Annotated in this window: 9 protein-coding genes; 3 read left to right on the top strand and 6 right to left on the bottom strand. The window is 72.2% G+C overall.

The window, feature by feature from the left end; genetic code table 11:
* Nucleotides 1-233: 233 nt before the first annotated feature.
* Entirely contained in the window at nucleotides 234-2,567 is a 2,334-nt protein-coding gene (locus tag ACZ51D_RS18580) for a M4 family metallopeptidase (protein WP_465621612.1), read from the bottom strand.
* 635 nt (nucleotides 2,568-3,202) lie between these two features.
* A complete protein-coding gene (pulA, locus tag ACZ51D_RS18575) occupies nucleotides 3,203-8,725 on the bottom strand; it encodes a pullulanase-type alpha-1,6-glucosidase (protein WP_465662841.1) in 5,523 nt (1,840 codons plus the stop codon).
* Nucleotides 8,726-9,042: 317 nt separating this feature from the next.
* Here pulA and ACZ51D_RS18570 point away from each other — a divergent pair, with 317 nt between their 5' ends.
* Nucleotides 9,043-10,011 carry a phosphatase PAP2 family protein gene (locus ACZ51D_RS18570; RefSeq protein WP_465621616.1) on the top strand — a complete coding sequence of 323 codons (969 nt, stop codon included), beginning with the start codon at nucleotides 9,043-9,045 and terminating at the stop codon, nucleotides 10,009-10,011.
* A 133-nt stretch (nucleotides 10,012-10,144) separates the two neighbouring features.
* Here ACZ51D_RS18570 and ACZ51D_RS18565 read toward each other — a convergent pair whose 3' ends face one another.
* Nucleotides 10,145-13,168 (bottom strand): bifunctional [glutamine synthetase] adenylyltransferase/[glutamine synthetase]-adenylyl-L-tyrosine phosphorylase, encoded by a 3,024-nt coding sequence (locus ACZ51D_RS18565; RefSeq protein WP_465621663.1) that lies wholly within the window; start codon nucleotides 13,166-13,168, stop codon nucleotides 10,145-10,147.
* A gap of 262 nt (nucleotides 13,169-13,430) precedes the next feature.
* Here ACZ51D_RS18565 and ACZ51D_RS18560 point away from each other — a divergent pair, with 262 nt between their 5' ends.
* The gene (locus tag ACZ51D_RS18560; protein ID WP_465621618.1) at nucleotides 13,431-14,177 is read left to right on the top strand and encodes a class E sortase; all 747 of its coding nucleotides are present in this window, start codon (nucleotides 13,431-13,433) and stop codon (nucleotides 14,175-14,177) included.
* A 188-nt stretch (nucleotides 14,178-14,365) separates the two neighbouring features.
* Here the strand turns inward: ACZ51D_RS18560 and ACZ51D_RS18555 are convergent, their stop codons facing one another.
* Nucleotides 14,366-15,466 (bottom strand): hypothetical protein, encoded by a 1,101-nt coding sequence (locus ACZ51D_RS18555; RefSeq protein WP_465621620.1) that lies wholly within the window; start codon nucleotides 15,464-15,466, stop codon nucleotides 14,366-14,368.
* Between the two features lie 268 nt (nucleotides 15,467-15,734).
* Nucleotides 15,735-17,096, bottom strand: a complete 1,362-nt coding sequence (gene glnA / locus ACZ51D_RS18550; protein WP_465621622.1) for a type I glutamate--ammonia ligase — start codon at nucleotides 17,094-17,096, stop codon at nucleotides 15,735-15,737.
* 253 nt (nucleotides 17,097-17,349) lie between these two features.
* Between glnA and ACZ51D_RS18545 the strand changes: the two genes are divergently transcribed.
* A complete protein-coding gene (locus ACZ51D_RS18545) occupies nucleotides 17,350-19,104 on the top strand; it encodes an NAD+ synthase (RefSeq protein ID WP_465621625.1) in 1,755 nt (584 codons plus the stop codon).
* 8 nt (nucleotides 19,105-19,112) lie between these two features.
* On the opposite strand, the gene ACZ51D_RS18540 is transcribed toward ACZ51D_RS18545, so the two are convergent.
* Nucleotides 19,113-20,165, bottom strand: coding sequence for an endonuclease/exonuclease/phosphatase family protein (locus tag ACZ51D_RS18540; protein ID WP_465621627.1), 1,053 nt, complete (start codon nucleotides 20,163-20,165; stop codon nucleotides 19,113-19,115).
* Nucleotides 20,166-20,346 lie beyond the last annotated feature (181 nt).

The raw sequence follows: 20,346 nt of genomic DNA, 5'->3' as shown, positions 1-20,346 counted from the left end.
CGGAAACTTGCAGCGCTGAACCTAGAGTCACCGGGAGGCTCCGTCAAGGTCCCTGGAAGATACGTTTCTGCATCACCACGTTCCGCATCACCACGTTCCGCATCGCCGCGCTTCTGTATCGACCGCAGCGGGACAAGCTGGAACGGGACACACGACAAGGGCCCGGCAGCCGTAGCCGCCGGGCCCCTCACCTGTCCTGGCTCACCGGCCCCTCAGGGGGAACCGGTCCGGGTTCAGCCGGTCTGGACGGAGGTGTCGTCGATCACGAAGCTCGTCTGCAGCGAGGAGTCCTCGACCGCGTTGAACTTCACGGTGACCGTCTGGCCCGCGTAGGCCGACAGGTCGAAGGTGCGCTGCTGGTAGCCCGCCGCGGCGTCGACGTTGGAGTACGTCTTCAGCGCGGTGCCGTTCACCGACACGGTCAGCTTGTCGTACGCGGTGGTGCCCGACTCCGCGGTGTCGACGTGCAGCCAGAAGCTCAGCGTCGCCTTGCAGCCCGCCGGGATGCTCACGGTCTGCGACACCGTGTCGGTGTGGGAGGAGCCGTAGCCGTCCATCCACGCCTTCCAGGAACCGCCGTGCGCGGCCTGGCTGGAGCTGTTGTCGACCACTCCGGAGCTCGCCGTCCACGGCGCCGCCGAACCGGTCTCGAAGCCCGGGTTGCCGAGCAGCTGCGCCGGGGTGCAGCCGCCGCCACCACCGCTGGTCACGGTCCAGGTGAAGCTGGTCGTGCCGGACTTGCCGGCCGAGTCCTTGACCGTCACGGTGACGTTCGAGGTGCCCGCGGCGGTCGGGGTGCCGGTGATCGCGCCGGTCGAGGCGTTGATGGCCAGGCCCGCGGGCAGGCCGGCCGCCGAGTACGACAGCGGAGCGGTGCCGCCCGAGGCCTTGATGGCCAGGTTGACCGCGGTGCCGACGGCGGTGGACTGGTTGCCCGGGTTGGTGACGGTGACGCCGCCCGGGTTGGGCAGCCCCCCGACGTTCACGGCGGCCCAGGCGGTGGCGACCGCGTTGTACTCGGCGCTGTTCGCGCCGTACAGGTCGGTGGCCGCGCTCAGGGTCGCGGTACGGGCGGCCGCATAGTTGGTGGTGGAGGTCATGTAGGCGGTCAGCGCCTTGTACCAGACCTGCGCTGCCTTGTCCCGGCCGATGCCGGTGACGGTGATGTTGTTGACCGTCGGGCTGTTGTAGCTGACGCCGTTGATCACCTTGGCGCCGCTGCCCTCGGCCAGCAGGTAGAAGAAGTGGTTGGCGACACCGGACGAGTAGTGCACGTCCAGGTTGCCGACGCCCGAGTACCAGGAGTCGGCCGAGGTGCCATCCTTGGAGGGCTTGTCCATGTAGCGCAGCGGCGTGCCGTTGCCGTTGATGTCGATGAGTTCGCCGACCAGGTAGTCCGGGTTGTCGGCGGGCAGGTTGGCGTAGAACTCGACCATGTTGCCGAAGATGTCCGAGGTGGCCTCGTTGAGGCCGCCGGACTCGCCCGAGTAGTTCAGGTTGGCAGTGGCCGCGGTGACGCCGTGGCTCATCTCGTGGCCCGCGACGTCGAGCTCGGTCAGCGGGTGGGTGTCGCCCGAGCCGTCGCCGTAGGTCATGCAGAAGCAGCTGTCGTCCCAGAAGGCGTTGACGTAGCCGGTGTCGTAGTGGACCCGGCTCATGGCGCCGACGCCGTCGTTGCGGATGCCGTTGCGGCCGAAGGTGTTCTTGTAGAAGTCCCAGGTGGCGGCGGCACCGAACTGGGCGTCGACGGCGGCCGACTCGCGGTTGCTGGCCTGGCCGTTGCCCCAGGTGTCCGAGGACTTGGAGAACAGCGTGCCGTTGCCGGAGGTGCCGTTCTTCATGTCCGTGGAGTACTGGCCACCACGGGTGGCGTCCTTGAGCGAGTAGGTCGAGCCGCTCTGGGTGGTGGTCAGCGGCACGTTGCCGACGAAGACGCCGGTGCCGGAGCCGCGCTGGATGCCGTCGGCCTTGCTGAGCACGTCACCGGTCTTGGCGTCGGTGACGACGTGCAGCTTGCTCGGGGTGCCGTCGGACTCGCGGCCGGCGATGACCGTCTCCCAGGCGAGCTTGGGGGTGCCGTCGGCGGCCCAGACGACCAGCCGCGGCGCGGTGTCTACGGAGCCCGCCTCGGCGGCCAGCGCGGCGGCCTGGGCCTTCGGCGCGGCCAGGGCCGGGGTGGTCTCGACGCCCGCGAGGTCGGCCTGGCTGGCCTTGGTCACGCTCTTGGTGGCGCCGGCCGCGTCCTGGTGGACGATCAGGTCGCCGCCGAGGACCGGGAGTCCGGCGTAGGTGCGCTCGTAGCGCAGGTGGCGACCACCGTTGGCGTCCTGGACGACGTCCTTGGTGACCAGCTTCTCCTGGCCGCTCAGGCCGAGGGCCTGGGCGAGGGAGGCGGTCTGCTGGTTCGCCGAGGCGATCAGCGCGGCCCGGGTGGTCTGCTGGGCGGCGACGGCGGCCGGCGCGTCCGCGGTGGCGGCCTGGGCGATGACCGGTATGCCGGTGACCAGCAGCGCGGTGGAGGCGGCCATGACGACCGCCGCCTTCCGGGCGTGAGCGTAACGGGACATGCGGACTCCTTTTCCGACCGGCGCTGGGTCGCGCCGGTGGAGAGAAACCTGGGCCGCGGGGTTGCGGCGCAGTGGGGGCCCCCGCCGGGTGCGACGGAGGTGCGGTAGCGGGTTGCGGTGCTCACAACCCGTTGCAGGGTCAGGACGCGCTGCACCTTGGCAGAACAGCTGCACCGGGAGGTGGGGCCCCCTCGTCTGCAGCCGGACGAATCGTGGCAGCAAACCGGCCGCCGATGACAGATGCATGCCACTGATTGGCCGATTCATTACCGAAACCGTATGCATGGTGGTTCGTCAGTTGTGCTAAGTGATTGCAAACTCATGAACACGGTTTTCATGCTCCGGACAAAGTTCGATCACCACCGGCGGTCACTGACCAGCACTCAGAACCACCGCCCGTACCGCCGAGTAGCGGACAGCGCCGGGCGAGCGCGGCACGTCACAGTTCCGGCCGTGCCAGAAGCGGTTTCCGGCCACACTGCGACCGGAACGGAACCAGGCCCCGCTCCACCTGAACGGCGGTGCGGGGCCTGACAGTTGCACAGGTATACGGACCAGTACCGCATCCGTGCCGGCTCGGATGGCGAGTCGGGTGCCGTACCGGGCGCCGGCTCGTCACCCGTCCGGTACCGGACTCAGCGCTGGACGAACACCGCCACGGTGCGCCCCGGCACGGTGAACGTGCCGGTCGCGGCGTCGAAGCCGGACTGCTTCACCACCTGGTCCGCCCCGCCCGCCTGGACGGGGTGCAGCGCCTGGCCCGTCCCCCGCAGCGCCGCGACGGTCTGCGCCTGCGCGGTGGGCGTGGCGTTGAAGACCACCGTGATGCCCTTCTCCGCCCCCTTCAGCCCGGTGCCGTCCAGGTGCAGGGTGATGACCCCGGGCGTCTCGTCGGCGGTGCCGGAGAGCGGGTACGAGAGCCGCTGCTGGACGGCGGCCAGGGTGGGCAGGGAGAACAGCGGCGAGGACTGCTTGATCCGCAGGAACTCCTGGTACTGCGCCGAGGCCGCCCGCATGTCGGTCGCGCCGACGGTCAGCTTCGGGTTCGCCAGCAGGGACTGGGCGGTCGGCCACATCCCCTTGTTGTCGGCCGCCGGCGGCAGGCCGCGGCCCCAGCCGTTGCCGGCCACCGCCCCCGTCGCCGGATCGGGCCAGTGGATCGCGTTGAACCAGTCCCCCGAGTCGTAGGAGTTGGAGTCGAGCGACTTGGAGCGCAGCAGGTCGCTGCCGGCCTGGGCGAAGCCCGCGCCCTGGGTGAGCGCGGTGAGCGAGAGCCCGAGCGCCTGCATCCGGGCCCGGTCGGCGGGTTCGGTGCCGGTCGGCAGCTTGTACGCGAGCGCGTCGAAGAGGTCGGTGTTGTCGTGGGCGTCCACGTACTCCACCGCCTCGCCCGGCTTGGCCGCGTATCCCGTCGGGGAACCGTTGTAGTCGACCTGGGCGCCGGTGACGGCCTTCCCGGAGCTGTCGGTGAAGGAGTACCCGGCCAGGTTGCCGGTCAGCCCCACCTTCAACTGGTCCATCTGGTGCAGCAGTCGGGCCTTCTGCTGCTCCGGGGTGCCGTTCGCGGGTGAGCCGTTCGGGTCGGTGAACAGGCCCGAGGCGAAGCCCTGCTGCGGCGCGGAGTCGAGCATGAAGTTGCCGCCCCGCGCGGCGTCGCGCATCCGGTCGTCGAAGGTGGCGATGCCGGTGCCGGCCATGTTGAGCTGGGTGGCCTGCTCGAACCGGGCGTTGTTCGCGACGGCGCCGAAGTTCCAGCCCTCGCCGTACAGGAGGACGTTCTTCCCGTCCACGCCGTCCGAGTCCGGCGTCATCTTCCGCAGCGCGGCCTGCACGTCCAGCATGGTGGACTTCGGGTCCAGGCCCATCAGGTCGAAGCGGAAGCCGTCCACCTTGTACTCGCGGGCCCACAGGGTCACCGAGTCGACCACCAGCCGGTTCATCATGGCGTGCTCGGGCGCGGTGTCGGCGCAGCAACTGTCGGCGGTCACCTTGCCGTTGGCGTCCAGCCGCTGGTAGTAGCCGGGGACGACCTTGTCCAGCACCGAGTGCTCGGCCTGCCCGGCGGCGGCGGTGTGGTTGTAGACGACGTCGAGCACCACCCGCAGCCCGGCCGCGTGCATCGCCTGCACCATCTGCCGGAACTGCACGGTACGGGCCGTGCCGGCCGGATCCGTGGCGTACGAGCCCTCCGGCACGTTGTAGTGCAGCGGGTCGTAGCCCCAGTTGTAGGCGTCGTCGGCGGCGACGGCCGCCACGCACTCCTGCTGCTTCGGGCCGTCCGCGGGAAGGGACTTGAGGTCGCACGCGGGCAGCTTCTGGTCGGCCCGGTTCTCCCGGATGGTGGCGATGTCGAAGGTCGGCAGCAGGTGGATCGTGGTCACCCCGGCCTTGGCCAGGTCCCGCAGGTGCTGCATGCCGGCCGACTGCGACTCGGTGAACGCCAGGTAGGTGCCGCGCTCGGCGTCCGGAACGGTGGGGTCCTCGACCGAGAAGTCCCGGACGTGCAGCTCCTGGATCTGCTGCTGCCCGGGCGGGACGGCCTGCGGACGGGCGTGGTCGTCCCAGCCCGCGGGCTTGAGCGCCTTGGCGTCGAGGTCGGCGACCAGGCTGCGCCCGGAGTCGGCCGACAGTGCCACCGAGTACGGGTCGGTGACGGTGTTGACCACCACCTGCTGCACCGAGGGCGCCCAGACCTTCACCTGGTACAGGTAGTACTTGCCGTCCAGCTCCTTCTTGTCGCGGACGACCTCCCACACGCCGGTCTCGTCGTCCTGCTTCAGCGGCAGCGTCCTCGGGGTGCCCCCGGCCGGGCCGTCGAAGACCTGGACGGACACCTCCTGCGCGGTCGGCGCCCAGAGGGACAGCGCCACCTTGCCGTCGTAGTACGCCGGGCCGAAGTCGACCTTGGCGGTCTTGGCGGCGTACAGGTCGTCCAGCACGCCCGGGAGTTGGACCCCGGTCGCGGCCGACACCGCGCCGCTGGGCAGGTGTTCGGTGAACAGCAGCTGGCCGCGCAGCGCGGCCGGGATCCTGGCGGTGTCCCGGGCGTCCACGGTGAAGGCCCGGTAGCCCGCCAGGTGCGGGAACTCGGCCTTCTGCGCGTCGGTCAGTCCGCCCTTGACCGGGGTGAGCCGCAGCCACTGGCCGGGCTTGGTCAGCACGCCCTTGTCGGCCCGGATGCCGCCCGCCGGGTCGTACACCAGCTGGGCGCTGGTGCCGCCGGCCAGGGCGTCGTCGCCCGCGCCGTAGTTCGCCGGGACGACGACGGTCTTCGCGTCGATCCACTGCGCCTTGGCGGTGCCGAGGTCCAGCTGCGAGGAGGCGGCCGGGTTCTGCGGCAGCAGGTGGCCCTCGCGGCCGCCGAGGATCCAGACCTCCTTGCCGTCGACCGCGAAGTCGAGCGACTGGTCGGCGGGCAGGTCCTTGTCGTTGCCCTTGTGCAGGATGTAGCTGAGGCTGGTCGCGCCGGGGGCCAGCGGCACCTCGAAGACGGCGCCGAAGGCGTCGCGGCGCACCGGCGTCAGGGGCTTGCCCCAGTCGGTGGGGGTGGCGGCGCCGGTCCAGTCGTGCAGGCCCCAGCCGTCGTAGTCGCCGTCGGCCCGGTTGTAGTGGATGACGGCGGTGTTCGCCGGCTGTGTGTTGCCCGGGCCGGGGTCGGCGGTGCGCACCGCGGGGTCGCCCTGCTTGAGCCACACCTCGCCGGTGCTGCCGAGGTCGATGTGCCGGTCGGCGTCCACGTCCTTGACGCCGTTCTTCTCCACGATGAACCCGACGTCCGAGGCGCCGGGCTTCAGCCGCACGTACGCGAAGGCGCCGTACGCGTCGCGCCCGGTGAAGCCGTGCCCGGCCGGCCACGGGGTGGCCTCGCCGTCGGCGAGGTCGCCCCAGGCGTAGAGGTTCCAGCCGTCGTAGTCGCCGTCCGGCCGGTTGTAGTGGACGACGGCGTAGGGGCGGGCGCCGGCGGTGGGCACCGGCTTGGGCGCGGGGGTGCCGGTGGTGAAGCTGCCGGTGGCGGAGCGCAGGTGACCGCTGGAGTCCTGGACGACGGCCTTGTACCGCACGACCGTGCCGGGGGCGACGGCGCTCAGGTCCTGGGTGACGAGGTACTTCCCGGTGTCGGCGGTGCCCAGCGTCTGCCAGGCCCCGTTGCCGATCTGGGCGGCGAAGGTGACCCGGTCGAAGCCGCCGCCGTCGACGTGGGCGCCCACCGTGACGAGCCCGGTGGAGCCGTCCGCGGGCGGCTGCACCGCGATCTGCGGCGCCGCGCCGACGGCCGCGAGCCTGCCGCCCGCCTTGAACACGACGGAGGAGAGCGCCGGCACGGTGACGGTCACCTTGCGGTCGGGGCCGCTGGTGACGCGGTCCCCGGCCGCCGGGTGGATCCGGTCGAAGCCCATCCCCGCGGAGAAGGTGTCCAGCGTGACGGTCTTCGTCTCGGTGGCGTTGTTGACCGCCACCAGGTACTCGACCTGCTGGCCCGCGTCGATCCGGGAGAAGGCGTAGACGCCGGCGCCGTCGGCGGCGTACCGCTCGATCTGGGCGCCGTCGGCCAGCGCCGGGTTGTCGCGGCGCAGCTTGGCGAGCCCCGCGATGCCCTGGTAGAGCTCGCCGCCCTGCCCGTACCGGTCGGCCGGGCCTGAGGTGCCGCCGAGCACCCGGTCGCTGTTGTAGGAGGGCGTCCTGGAGGCGAACAGGTCCTGCCGGGCGTCCTTGTCGCCGCCGGCGCCGGTGAAGCCCTGCTCGTCGCCGTAGTAGACGACGGGCTGGCCGCGGGTGAGGAACTGCAGCTCGTTGCCGAGCCGGTCCTTCTTCAGCAGGGTCGCCTCGTCGGCGCCCGGGTTGTCGGCGAGCAGGAAGGAGCCGAAGCGGCCCATGTCGTGGTTGCCGAGGAAGGTCGGCAGCTCGTACGCGTCGGTGTCGGCGCCGGTGTAGCGGTAGTCCTGGCCGTAGACGTCGGCGAGGGTCTTCGCCGAGCCGCCCTGGGAGACGTACGAGCGGGCCGCGCCCTGGAACGGGAAGTCCAGGGTCGCCTGCAGCTTGCCCTTGGTGACGTAGGGCGAGGTGATCGCCGGGTCGCCGGAGTAGACCTCGCCGAACATGAAGAACTTCTTGTTGCCCTGCCGGGCGGCGAAGTCCTTGAGCGCGGGCGCCCACTGCTGCCAGAACGCCATGTTGACGTGCTTGACGGTGTCGATCCGGAAGCCGTCCACGCCGGCGTCCTGGACCCACTGCTGGTAGACCTTCTCGAAGCCCTTCACCACCCGGGGGTTCTGGGTGTCGAGGTCGTCCAGGCCGCTGAAGTCGCCCTCGGTGGCGGACTCGCCGACGAAGGTCGAGTCGCCCCGGTTGTGGTAGAGCGAGGGGTCGTTGAGCCAGGGCGGGGTCTTGGCGTTCGCGTCGCCGGGGTTGCGGAAGACCGGGGTGTAGGGGAAGGAGTCCTTGGTGGTCCGCGGCCAGGGGGTGCCCGCGTCGGCGACGGCGGTCTCGTCCACCGGGTTCCCGTCCGCGTCGAGCGTCGGGTAGGCGCCCGCCGAGCGGTAGCCGTGCTGCTGCTCGGCGTCGTCGATGACGTCGGCGGTGTGGTTGGTGATGACGTCGAAGAAGACCTTGATGCCCCGGGCGTGCGCCTTGGCTATCAGGTCCTTGAGCTGCTCGTTGGTGCCGAAGTGCGGGTCGACCTGGGTGAAGTCGGTGATCCAGTAGCCGTGGTAGCCGGCCGAGGCGTCCGCGCCGCTGCCCTGCACCGGCTTGTTCTTGAAGATCGGCGCCATCCAGATCGCGGTGGTGCCGAGGTCCTGGATGTAGTCGAGCTTCTGGATCAGGCCGGCCAGGTCGCCGCCGTGGTAGAAGCCCTTGTCGGCGGGGTCGAAGCCGTTCTCCAGCCGCCCGCCGGTGATGCCGCCGGTGTCGTTGGCCTGGTCGCCGTCGGCGAAGCGGTCGGGCAGGACGAAGTAGAACTGCTCGCGGGTGAGGTCGTGCCGCCCGGCGGTGGCGGCGAGCGCGGTGTCCGAGGGCGGGGCCGGCGGGGCGGCGGCGTGGGCCGCGGGGACGCTGCCGAGGGTGGCGGCGGTCAGCGCGGCGGCCAGCAGGACGGCCGTGCGGCCTGGCCTGCGGGGGGTTGTTCTGCTCCGTCGGGGGCGGAGCGGGACATCGGCCACTGAGGGCTCCCTTAGGGGAAGGGGCGATCGAGTTTCCAGGAAGCTAGCGGCCTGCAATATGTTTCAGCAAGATGCAGAAACCGTTTCGTGCCGGGAAAATCCAGGCCGGCGGCCGTCTCCGGCCACCCCGATTACTCCCCCGGAGCGACGGGCGTGACAATGGGACGTATGTCCGTCCCACCGGTATGCCCCAGAACCCTGCGCACCCCCTCCCCCGGTGGGAGCCGGCCCCTAGCCCTCAAGGGGGACAGCCGGTGAAGAATCCACTTCCAGAGGATGAGCAGACGGCTACGAGCGGTCTGGCAGACTTCTCGACCATGGGGGAACCGACCGAGATCCAGCGAGGCGACGCCCGGCGCGCCGACGCGGCCAGCGGTGGCGGTTCCGAGGCAGCGACGGCCGTCCCCGGCCGCGTGCCCGACGGAGCCACCCGCGCCGCGCAGTCCCGTACCGCGGCCCTGCGCCACCGTTTCCGCGAGCAGCGCCGTTCACCGGCCCGACCGCGGATCTGGATCGAGCTGGCCCTGATCGGGATCAGCTACTGGATCTACTCGATCGTCCGCAACGCGGTCCCGCAGCAGGAATCGATAGCCCAGAAGCACACGCGCTGGATCTGGGAGCTCGAGCAGCACCTCGGCATCGCCGTCGAGCGCTCGGTCAACCACGCCGTGGACGGCGTCGGGTGGCTCATCACCGGGATGAACTACTACTACGCCACCCTGCACTTCGTGATCACGATCGGCGTCCTGGTCTGGCTCTACCGCAGCCACCCCGGCCGCTATGTCGCGGCCCGTACCGTGCTGTTCGTCACCACCCTGATCGCCCTGGTCGGCTTCTACGCCTTCCCGCTGGCCCCGCCCCGGCTGATGACCGACGGCGGCTTCATCGACACCGTGAAGACCCACGGCACCTGGGGCTCGTTCGCCTCCGGGCCCGCCGCACACGTCTCCAACCTGTACGCCGCGATGCCCTCGATGCACATCGGCTGGTCGATGTGGTGCGGTCTGGCGATCTTCTTCCTGGCCCGCCGGAAGTGGGTCAGGGCACTCGGCCTGATGTACCCGGCCGCCACCCTGGTGGTCATCGTCTCGACCGCCAACCACTTCTGGATGGACGCCGTCGGCGGCGAGATCTGCCTGAGCCTGGGCTTCCTCACCGCCCGCTGGCTGTACCACGAGTGGGTCTACAAGCTGCCGCAGGTGCCCGCCCGGGAGGCAGCGGCCGAGCAGCCGATCACCGTCCCGGAGCAGTGGAGCGAGCCCGCGGCCAGCAGCGCGCGCCGGTAGCGGCAGCCGCGAACGGACCACGACGAAGGGGCCCCGCACAGGGGCCCCTTTCGCGTACCCGGAAGTCACGCGCCCGGAGACGGCCGGAGACGGGCGGAGGCCGTCAGCGGCGGCCAGCGGCGGTCAGCGGCCGTCAGAGGCCGTAGAACAGCCGGTCCACCACGGCCCGGGCCCGCCGGGTGGTCCGCCGGTAGTCGTCCAGCAGCTCCCCGCTGTGCCCGGCGCCGTACCCGAGGTAGCGGGCCACCCCGGCCAGCTCCCGGGCCTCCCCCGGGAAGCTGTCCCCGGGCCGGCCGCGCACCAGCATCACCGCCGCCCGCACCCGGGAGGCCAGCACCCAGGCCGCTTCCAGCACCTCCGCGTCCTCCGGCTCCACCAGCCCGGCCGCGACCGCGGCCGCCAGCGCCGCCCTGGTCCGGGTGGTGCGCAGGGCCGGCAGCTCGTGGCCGTGCCGCAGCTGGAGCAGCTGCACCGTCCACTCCACGTCCGCCAGCCCGCCCCGGCCGATCTTGGTGTGGGTGGTCGGGTCGGCCCCGCGCGGCAGCCGCTCGGCCTCGATCCGGGCCTTGATCCGGCGGATCTCCACCAGGTCCCGCTCCGGCACCCCGTTGCCCGGGTAGCGCAGCGGGTCGATCAGCTGCCGGAACCGCGTGCCCAGCTCCTCGTCCCCGGCGACCGGCTCGGCCCGCAGCAGCGCCTGGCTCTCCCAGGCGTGCGACCAGCGCCGGTAGTACGCCGCGTACGAGGCGAGGCTGCGCACCAGCGGTCCGCTGCGCCCCTCCGGCCGCAGGTCGGCGTCGACCAGCAGCGGCGGCTCGGTGGACGGCGCGCCCAGCTGGGCGCGCAGCTCGTGGCAGACCGCCTGGGCGGCCCGGGCGGCCTCCTGCTCCAGCGAGCCGAGCAGCGGCTCGTGGACGAAGAGCACGTCCGCGTCCGAGCCGTAGCCCAGCTCGTGGCCGCCGAAGCGGCCCATCGCGACCACCGAGATCCGGGTCGGCAGGTCCCCGTTCTCGGCCTCCCAGCCCGCGACGCAGGCCCGCAGCGCGCCCTGCAGGGTGGCGGCGTTGAGCGCGGTGAGCGCCTCCCCGGCGGTGTCCAGCGCCTCGGCGGGGTCCTCCCCGAGCCGGCCGAGGACGTCCGCGGCGGCCGTCCGGAACAGCTCCCGGCGGCGCACCGAGCGGGCGGCGGCCACCGCGGCGGTGGTGGACCCGGCCCGGCCGACGGCGGCCAGTATCTCCGACTGCAGCGCCGCCCGTCCGCGCGGTTCCAGCCCGTTCGGGTCGCCGAGCATGGCCACCGCCTCGGGGGCGCGCAGCAGCAGGTCGGGCGCGAGCCGGCCGGCCGAGAGCACCCGGGCCAGCTGTTCGGCGGCGGCGCTCTCGTCCCGGAGCAGCCGCAGGTACCAGGGGGTGCGGCCGAGCGCGTCGGAGACCTGGCGGAAGTTGAGCAGCCCGGCGTCCGGGTCGGCCGAGTCGGCGAACCAGCCGAGCAGCACCGGCAGCAGGGTGCGCTGGATCGCGGCCTTGCGGCTCACCCCGGAGGCCAGCGCGCTGATGTGGCGCAGCGCGGCCGCCGGGTCGGTGTAGCCGAGCGCCTCCAGCCGGGCCCGCGCGGCGTCCGGGGTCAGCCCGGCGGCGCCCGGCGGCAGTTCGGCGACGGCGTCGAGCAGCGGCCGGTAGAACAGCTTCTCGTGCAGCCGCCGGACCTCCACCGCGTGGCGCTTCCACTCCCGCTCCAGCGCGGCCACCGGGTCGGCGCGGGTGTCGTCGTTGATCAGGGTGGCCAGCGAGCGGGCCAGCCGGCGCCGGTCCTCGGCCCCGGTGGGCATCAGGTGGGTGCGGCGCAGCCGGTACAGCTGGATCCGGTGCTCCAGCGAGCGCAGGAAGCGGTACGCGGTGTCCAGCGAGGCGGCGTCCGCCCGGCCGACGTACCCGCCCCGGGAGAGCGCGGCCAGCGCCTCCAGGGTGTTGCCGCTGCGCAGCGCCGGGTCGGTGCGGCCGTGCACCAGCTGGAGCAGCTGGACGGAGAACTCGACGTCGCGCAGCCCGCCCGGGCCGAGCTTGAGCTGGCGGTCCAGCTCGGTGACCGGGATGGAGTCGATCACCCGGCGGCGCATCTGCTGGACGTCGGTGACGAAGTTGTCCCGGGCGGCGGCCTGCCAGACCAGCGGGGCGAGCGCCTCGATGTACGCGGCGCCGAGTTCGGCGTCCCCGGCGACCGGGCGGGCCTTGAGCAGCGCCTGGAACTCCCAGGTCTTGGCCCAGCGCTGGTAGTAGGCGAGGTGGCTGGCCAGGGTGCGCACCAGCGGGCCGTTGCGGCCCTCGGGGCGCAGGTTGGCGTCCACCGGCCAGATGGTGCCCTCGCCGGTGGTGTCCGCGCAGAGCCGGGTGAGGGCGGCGGCCAGTCGGGTCGCGGCCCGGACCGCCTCGTGCTCCTCCACGCCCTCGCGCGGCTCGGCGACGAAGATGACGTCCACGTCCGAGACGTAGTTGAGTTCGCGGCCGCCGCACTTGCCCATGCCGATCACCGCGAGCCGGCAGGCCGCGGCGGCTTCCGGGTCATGCTCGGCGGCGAGGTCGAGGGCGGTCTGCAGGGTGGCGCCGGCCAGGTCGGCGAGTTCGGCGGCGGTCCGGGCGAGGTCGCTGGTGCCGGTCAGGTCGCGGGCGGCGATGGCGAGCAGGCAGCGGCGGTAGGCGATCCGCAGCGCGTCCGCCGGGCCGGGGCCGCCGCCGCGGACGCCCTCGGACAGGGCGCGGCGGAAGTCCTCCGGGCCGGGGTGCATGTCGCGCAGCTCGAAGGTGACCAGGGTGTGCCAGTCGTGCGGGTGCCGGGCCAGGTGGTCGCCGAGCGCGGTGGAGACGCCGAGCACGCCGAGCAGCCGGTCGCGCAGCGGCTTGGAGGTGGTGAGGGTGTCGCGCAGGGTGTGCCGGTCGGCCTCGTCGGCGGCTTCCATCAGCCGGGCCAGGCCGAGCAGCGCGAGGTCGGGGTCGGCGGTGGCGCCGAGCGCGTCCAGCAGCACGGGGTCGTCGGCCAGGCCTTCCAGCCCGGGGCCCTCCAACAGCCGCACCGCCCGCGCCGGGTCGCCGAACCCGCGCCGGACCAGCCGGTTCTCCGGCTTGCTGACCCGGCTCCCGGCCCGCTGCTCGTCCACCGCCATCGGCCCCTCCATCCGTCCGCTCCAGCAGGTTACGCGCCTGCGCGGCCCACCGCCGGACGGCCCACAGGTCGAGCCCGCCCGTCACCGGTCGGCCGGGCGGAGGGGCCCCGGCCGCCGGCGTGGCGTGTCGGCTTGCCCGCCGACTCGCGGGCGCGGTGGAGTACGCGCATGACCAGCCGGGACGCCCCCGGCGGCGGCTCCCGCGCCGGGTGCCTCCCCGCCCGGGTCCGCCCCTGCGCTCCCCCATCCGAAGGGACGACCCATGGCGACCGAGCACCCGGCCGGGGAGCCGACCGCACGCCGACGCCCCCTCCGGGGTGTGGTCGGCGTGCTCGGCGACGTGCTGTTCACCATCGGTGTGCTGCTGGCCCTGCTGGTCGTCTACTCCCTGTGGTGGACGAACCTCACGGCCGCCCGGCACGCCGGCCTCGCCGCCGAGCAGCTGCGCAAGTCCTGGTCGGCGACGGCCCCGACGCCCGCACCGACCGGCGCCGCGGGCACCGCCGCGCCGCCCCCGTTCGACGCGGGCGGGGGCATCGGTTTCCTTCACGTGCCGGCCCTCGGAGCCGGCTACCAGGTGCTGATCAAGGTCGGTGCCGACGAGGACACCCTCGCGGACGGGGTCGCCGGCGCCTACACGGAGCCTTACCCCTCGGCCATGCCCTGGGAAGCCCAAGGCAACTTCGCCCTCGCCGCCCACCGCGACGGGCACGGCGCCAAGTTCCACGACCTGGACCGGCTGAAGCCGGGCGACCCGCTGGTCGTGGAGACCCGCGACCGCTGGTACGTCTACCGCGTCGATGCCACGCTGCCCCAGACCTCCAAGTACGACACCGGGGTCATCGCCCCCGTGCCCACCGGCTCCCCGTACACCGAGCCGGGCCGCTACATCACCCTGACGACCTGCACGCCGGTCTACACGTCGCTGTACCGGATGGCCGTCTGGGGCAGCCTGGTCCGGGAACAGCCGGTGGACCCGGGCCGTACGCCGCCCCCCGAGCTGCGCTAGCGGGGCCCTCGAAGGGGCGCAGGCGGTGACACCGACGCACGACCGACGGGCGGTGCGCCCACAGCGCACCGCCCGTCCGTCACTCGATACTCGGCAACCGCCGGCGCACCAGCCCCTGGTTCGCCGTCTTGCCCGGCCGTTGACCGGCCGGGCGGGGCGCTACCCGGCACCCCGGGGGACGGTCCCGGTCATGCACGCCGTCGGCTGACCCGCATGGCTGCCGCGCCCGCCGCGAGGAACGCCGCCGAGAGGCCGATCAGCACCGGCGCCTCCTGGCTCCCCGTCTGGGCCAGCTCCTCGTGGCTGTGCCCGGCCGGGCGCTGCTCGCCCGCGTTGTGGTGCCCGCCCTTCGCCTCGTGCTCGTGGCCGCCCAGGTGGACCGTCTTGTACGGCGCTCGCTCCTCCGCGACGAACTTGACCTTGTTCACGTTGTGCGAGGCCTGCTTGTTCGAGTTGCTGGCGCTGTTGTTGAGGTTGTTCTGCACGGTGACGGTCACGTCGACGTGCTGGCCTTGGCCCTGGGACTGGTTCTGCTCGCCGTGCTGCCCCTGCTCCTGCCCGCCGTGCTCACCGTGCTCACCGTGCTCACCATGCTCACCGTGCTCACCATGCTCACCGTGCTCACCATGGCTGACGTGCTCGCAGGGGCGGCAGGAGCAGCCGGGGCCGTGGTGGACGCCGTGGCCGTGCTTGCCTTCGTCGCAGCGCTTGCCGCTACCGGCCGACAGGCCCTCGGGGAGCGCGAGCGTCGACGGCTGGGCCACGGGCCGACCGCGCTCGGCTCCTTCCTCGCTCGGCTGACCCACTTCGTCCTGCTTGGTTCCTTCCTCGCCCGGCTCGCCCGCCTTGTCCCGCTCGGGGGCGTCGGCCGGCTTCGCGCCGTCCACCGCCGGAACGTCGACCGGCTTCGCGCCGTCCACCGCCGGAACGTCGACCGGCTTCGCGCCGTCCACCGCCGGAACGTCGACTGGCTTCGCGCTGTCCGCCGCCGGAATGTCGGCCGAGGTTCCGTCGATCTCGGTGCCACCGTCGGTTCGGTAGGTCTGGCTGAACACCGGCCCGGACTTGAGGGCACCACGGCCGCTGAAGGCCAAGGTGCCGGTGGCGTCGCCGTTGTCCCTCTCGGCCTGACGAAGGAGGCTGTCGACCCATTCGCCCTGGGCCCCAGCCGATTCGGAGGACGCGCTGTGGTCGACGACGGGCGAGGCGTAGGCCGCGGAGCCGGCACCCCACACGAGGGCGGCCGAGGTCAGTCCGGACAGGACCAGGGTGGTGATTCGAATACGCATGACACTCCAGGATGATCCGCAAACGGACCTTCTGGATACGCCTCTCCGTCACCCGGTCACGGCTCGCATCGCTGCAGAGTAACCGCATTGGCCCAACGGATTAACGTGCGCGGGGGATGCCGCCCGTCCAACCCACCAACAACGTAGGACCGCCTGACGGTTCGCTCAAGGCGGCCGAGGCGCGGATCCGACCGCGGTCCGGTCGGCCACACGAGCGGCGTGGGCCTGGTCCGACCGGACCAGGCCCACGCGATGACCGACGGATCCGTCAGAGCACCTGGAGGTTCTTCCGCAGCTCGAACGGGGTGACCTCGGAGCGGTACTCCTCCCACTCCTGGCGCTTGTTGCGCAGGAAGAAGTCGAACACGTGCTCGCCCAGCGTCTCGGCGACGAGTTCGCTGCGCTGCATCAGGTCGATGGCCTCGCCGAGGTTCTGCGGCATCGGCTGGATGCCGAGGGCGCGGCGCTCGGAGTCGGACAGCGCCCACACGTCGTCGTCGGCACCGGGCGGGAGCTCGTAGCCCTCCTCGATGCCCTTCAGGCCGGCCGCGAGGGTGACGGCGTAGGCGAGGTAGGGGTTGCAGCCGGTGTCGAGGGAGCGGACCTCGATCCGGGTGGAGCCCTGCTTGCCCGGCTTGTACATCGGCACCCGGATCAGCGCCGAGCGGTTGTTGTGGCCCCAGCAGATGTAGGACGGCGCCTCGCCGCCGGCCCCGGCGGTGCGCTGGGAGCCGCCCCAGATCCGCTTGTAGGAGTTCACCCACTGGTTGGTGACGGCGGCGGTCTCGGCGGCGTGCTTCAGCAGGCCGGCGATGAAGGATCTGCCGACCTTGGAGAGCTGGTACTCGGCGCCGGACTCGTGGAAGGCGTTGCGGTCGCCCTCGAACAGCGAGAGGTGGGTGTGCATGCCGCTGCCGGGGTGCTCGGAGAAGGGCTTGGGCATGAAGCTCGCGTGCACGCCCTGCTCCAGCGCGACCTCCTTCATGACCAGCCGGAAGGTCATGATGTTGTCGGCGGTGGACAGCGCGTCGGCGTAGCGCAGGTCGATCTCCTGCTGGCCGGGGGCGCCCTCGTGGTGCGAGAACTCGACCGAGATGCCCATCGACTCGAGCATGGTGATCGCCTGGCGGCGGAAGTCGTGGCCGACCCCGCGCGGGGTGTGGTCGAAGTAGCCGGACTGGTCGGCGGGGATCGGCGCGGTGCCGTCGCCGGGCAGGTTCTTCAGCAGGAAGAACTCGATCTCCGGGTGGGTGTAGAACGTGAAGCCCTGCTGGGAGGCCTTCTCCAGGGTGCGCTTGAGCACGAACCGGGGGTCGGCGTAGGACGGTGAGCCGTCCGGCATCAGGATGTCGCAGAACATCCGGGCGGTGCCCGGGGTCTCCGAGCGCCACGGCAGGATCTGGAAGGTGGTCGGATCCGGCTTGGCGATCATGTCGGACTCGTACACCCGGGCGAAGCCCTCGATCGCGGAGCCGTCGAACCCGATGCCTTCCTCGAAGGCCTGCTCCAGTTCGGCCGGCGCCACCGCGACCGACTTGAGGAACCCGAGCACGTCGGTGAACCACAGCCGGACGAACCGGATGTCACGCTCTTCGAGCGTCCGAAGCACGAACTGCTGCTGCTTGCCCATGGGGACAGTCTCACCTCTGCTCTTTACGCTCGTGTTACGCCCGGGCGGCCTCCGGAAGACCCCTGGCGGCGAATGCCCCCATCATGGCCGATCACCGCCCGGTCCGGCAGTGCCGACCCCCTGGATCGGCCCTGGATCGGCCCGGGAACAGCCCCGGAACAACCGCGGAACAACCCCGGGCCGGCTTCGGACCGACCCTGGACCGACCCCCCTCGCGGGACATTGCGTCAGATAGACGATTACACTCGGGGGCATGCCCAATCTCCGTCTCGCCCTGAGCCAGATCGACCCCTGGGTCGGTGACCTCGCCCGCAACAGCGATGAGGTGGTGCGCTGGACCAGGCAGGCCGTCGAGGCCGGCGCGCAGCTGGTCGCCTTCCCCGAGATGGCCCTCACCGGGTACCCGGTCGAGGACCTCGCCCTGCGGCGCTCCTTCGTCGAGGCCTCCCGCGGCGCGCTGGTCGAGCTGGCCGGCCGGCTGGCGGCCGACGGGCTGGGCGAGGTGCCGGTGGTGGTCGGCTACCTCGGGCGCTCCGAGCACGCCTCGCCGCGCTTCAACCGCCCGGCCGGGTCGCCGCAGAACTGCGCCGCCGTGCTGCACCGGGGCGAGGTCGTGACCCGCTTCGCCAAGCACCACCTGCCCAACTACGGCGTGTTCGACGAGTTCCGCTGGTTCGTCCCGGGCGACCAGCTGCCGGTGGTCCGGGTGCACGGGGTGGACGTCGCGCTGGCCGTCTGCGAGGACATCTGGCAGGACGGCGGCCGGGTCACCGCGGCCCGCGAGGCCGAGGCCGGGCTGCTGCTGGTGATCAACGGCTCGCCGTACGAGCGGAACAAGGACGACCAGCGGCTGGAGCTGGTCCGGCGCCGGGCCGCCGAGGCGGGCTGCGCCCTGGCGTACGTCAACATGGTCGGCGGCCAGGACGAGCTGGTCTTCGACGGCGACTCGATCGTGGTCGGCGCGGACGGCGAAGTCCTCGCCCGCTCCCCGCAGTTCGAGGAGCACCTGCTGGTGCTGGACCTCGACCTGCCGGCCGCCAGCAGCGACCACACCGACGGCCTGCTGCTGAGCGACGGGCTGCACCTGGTCCGCACCGAGCTGGACGGCGAGCCGCAGCCAGTGCCCACCGAGCAGCTGACCGCCGAGGTCGCGCCGCGGCTGTCCGACGAGGCCGAGATCTGGGCCGCGCTGGTCTCCGGCACCCGGGCGTACGTCGCCAAGAACGGCTTCAGGTCGGTGCTGATCGGCCTGTCCGGCGGCATCGACTCGGCGCTGGTGGCCTCGATCGCGGTGGACGCGATCGGCGCCGAGAACGTCCACTGCGTCTCGATGCCCAGCCGCTACTCCTCCGAGCACTCCAAGGACGACGCGGCCGAGCTGGCCCGCCGCACCGGGCTGCACTTCCGGACCGTCTCCATCGCCCCGATGTTCGACGCCTACCTGGCCGCCACCGAGCTGACCGGCCTGGCCGAGGAGAACCTGCAGTCCCGGCTGCGCGGCACCCTGCTGATGGCGATCTCCAACCAGGAGGGGCACATCGTGCTCGCGCCCGGCAACAAGAGCGAGCTGGCCGTCGGCTACTCGACCCTGTACGGCGACTCGGTGGGCGCGTTCGGGCCGATCAAGGACGTGTACAAGTCCCTGATCTTCCGGCTGGCCCGCTGGCGCAACGAGGAGGCCGAGCGGCGCGGCGAGGTGGCGCCGATCCCGGAGAACACCATCGTCAAGCCGCCGTCCGCCGAGCTGCGGCCGGACCAGGTGGACAGCGACTCGCTGCCCGACTACGACCTGCTGGACAGCGTGCTGGCGCGCTACATCGAGGGCGACGAGGGCCGGGACGCGATCGTGGCGGCCGGCTTCGACCCGGCCGTGGTGGACCGGGTGGTGCGGCTCGTCGACACCGCCGAGTACAAGCGGCGCCAGTACCCGCCGGGCCCGAAGATCTCGGTCAAGAACTTCGGCCGGGACCGCCGACTGCCGATCACCAACCGCTGGCGGCACGGCTGAGACGAGCGCTACGCGTCGTACCGGTAGGTGGCGACCACCGGGAGGTGGTCGCTGCCGTCCCGGGGCAGGGTGCGGGAGTCGACCGGTTCGAGCCCGCCCTTGCTCATGATCTGGTCGATCCGGGCCATCGGGAAGGACGCCGGCCAGCTGAAGCCGAAGCCGTCCCCGGCGGCGCCCTGGGCCGAGCGCATCTGCGAGGTGACCGGCGCCAGGCTGCGGTCGTTCATGGTGCCGTTGAGGTCGCCGAGCAGCAGCACCTTCTTGAGCGGCTCGGCCTCGATCGCGTCGCCGAGCGCCTGCGCGCTGGCGTCCCGCTGGTTGACGGTGAAGCCGCCCTCGGCCTTCAGCCGCACCGAGGGCAGGTGCGCGACGTACACCGCGACCGGGCCCTGCGGGGTGCCGACCTGGGCCCGGAACGCCCTGGTCCAGCCCATCTTGAGGTCCACCGGCGCGACCCCGCTGATCGGGTACTTCGACCAGAGCCCGACCGTGCCCTCCACCGTGTGGTACGGGTAGGCCTCGGCGAGCCCGGTCTCGTACGAGCGCATCGCCCTGCCCGCCAGTTCCTGCAGGGCGACGACCTGGGCGCCGGAGGCGACCAGCCCCCGGATGGTGCCCGGCACGTCGGTGTTGGCGGCGGCCACGTTGTGGCTGACCACCGTCCAGTCGCCCTTGCCGCCGCTCTTGTCGGTCAGCAGGCCGCCGAACAGGTTGACCCAGAGCACGACGGGCAGCAGCAGGGCGAGCAGCGCGGTGGCGGAGCGGCGCAGCAGCGCGGGCACCAGCAGCACCGGGACGGCCAGGCCCAGCCAGGGCAGGAAGGTCTCCAGCAGGCTCCCGAGGTTGCCGACGCTGTTGGGCACCTCGGCGTGGAAGGCGAGCAGCGCGGCGGTGAGCCCGGCCAGGACGGCGACCACCAGGCCGCGCCGCCAGGTGGTGGCGCCGCGGGCGTCCCGGCCCCAGTCCCGCAGGCCGAGGAGGCCGCCGAACCGGACCGCCGGGGCCGAGTCGTCGGCACCTCCGGGGGCCGCGATCCGTTCGGTCCTGTCCGCCTGCGCCATTCCGTGGCTCCCGTTCGCTCGTGCCGTCCGCCGGCCCGGATCCGGCCCGTGGGGACGGGCGCGGCACCGGACCGGTGCCGGTTCGATCGGATACCCGGCTCAGCCTATGCCGGGACAGACGTCACGCTCCCGGAGCGGGTTCCGGCGTGGCCCGGTTTGGTGAGTTAGGCCACGTCCCGTC

The organism is Kitasatospora sp. NPDC033851 (genome assembly GCF_055576085.1).
This window is presented reverse-complemented; position numbering and strand designations above follow the sequence as displayed.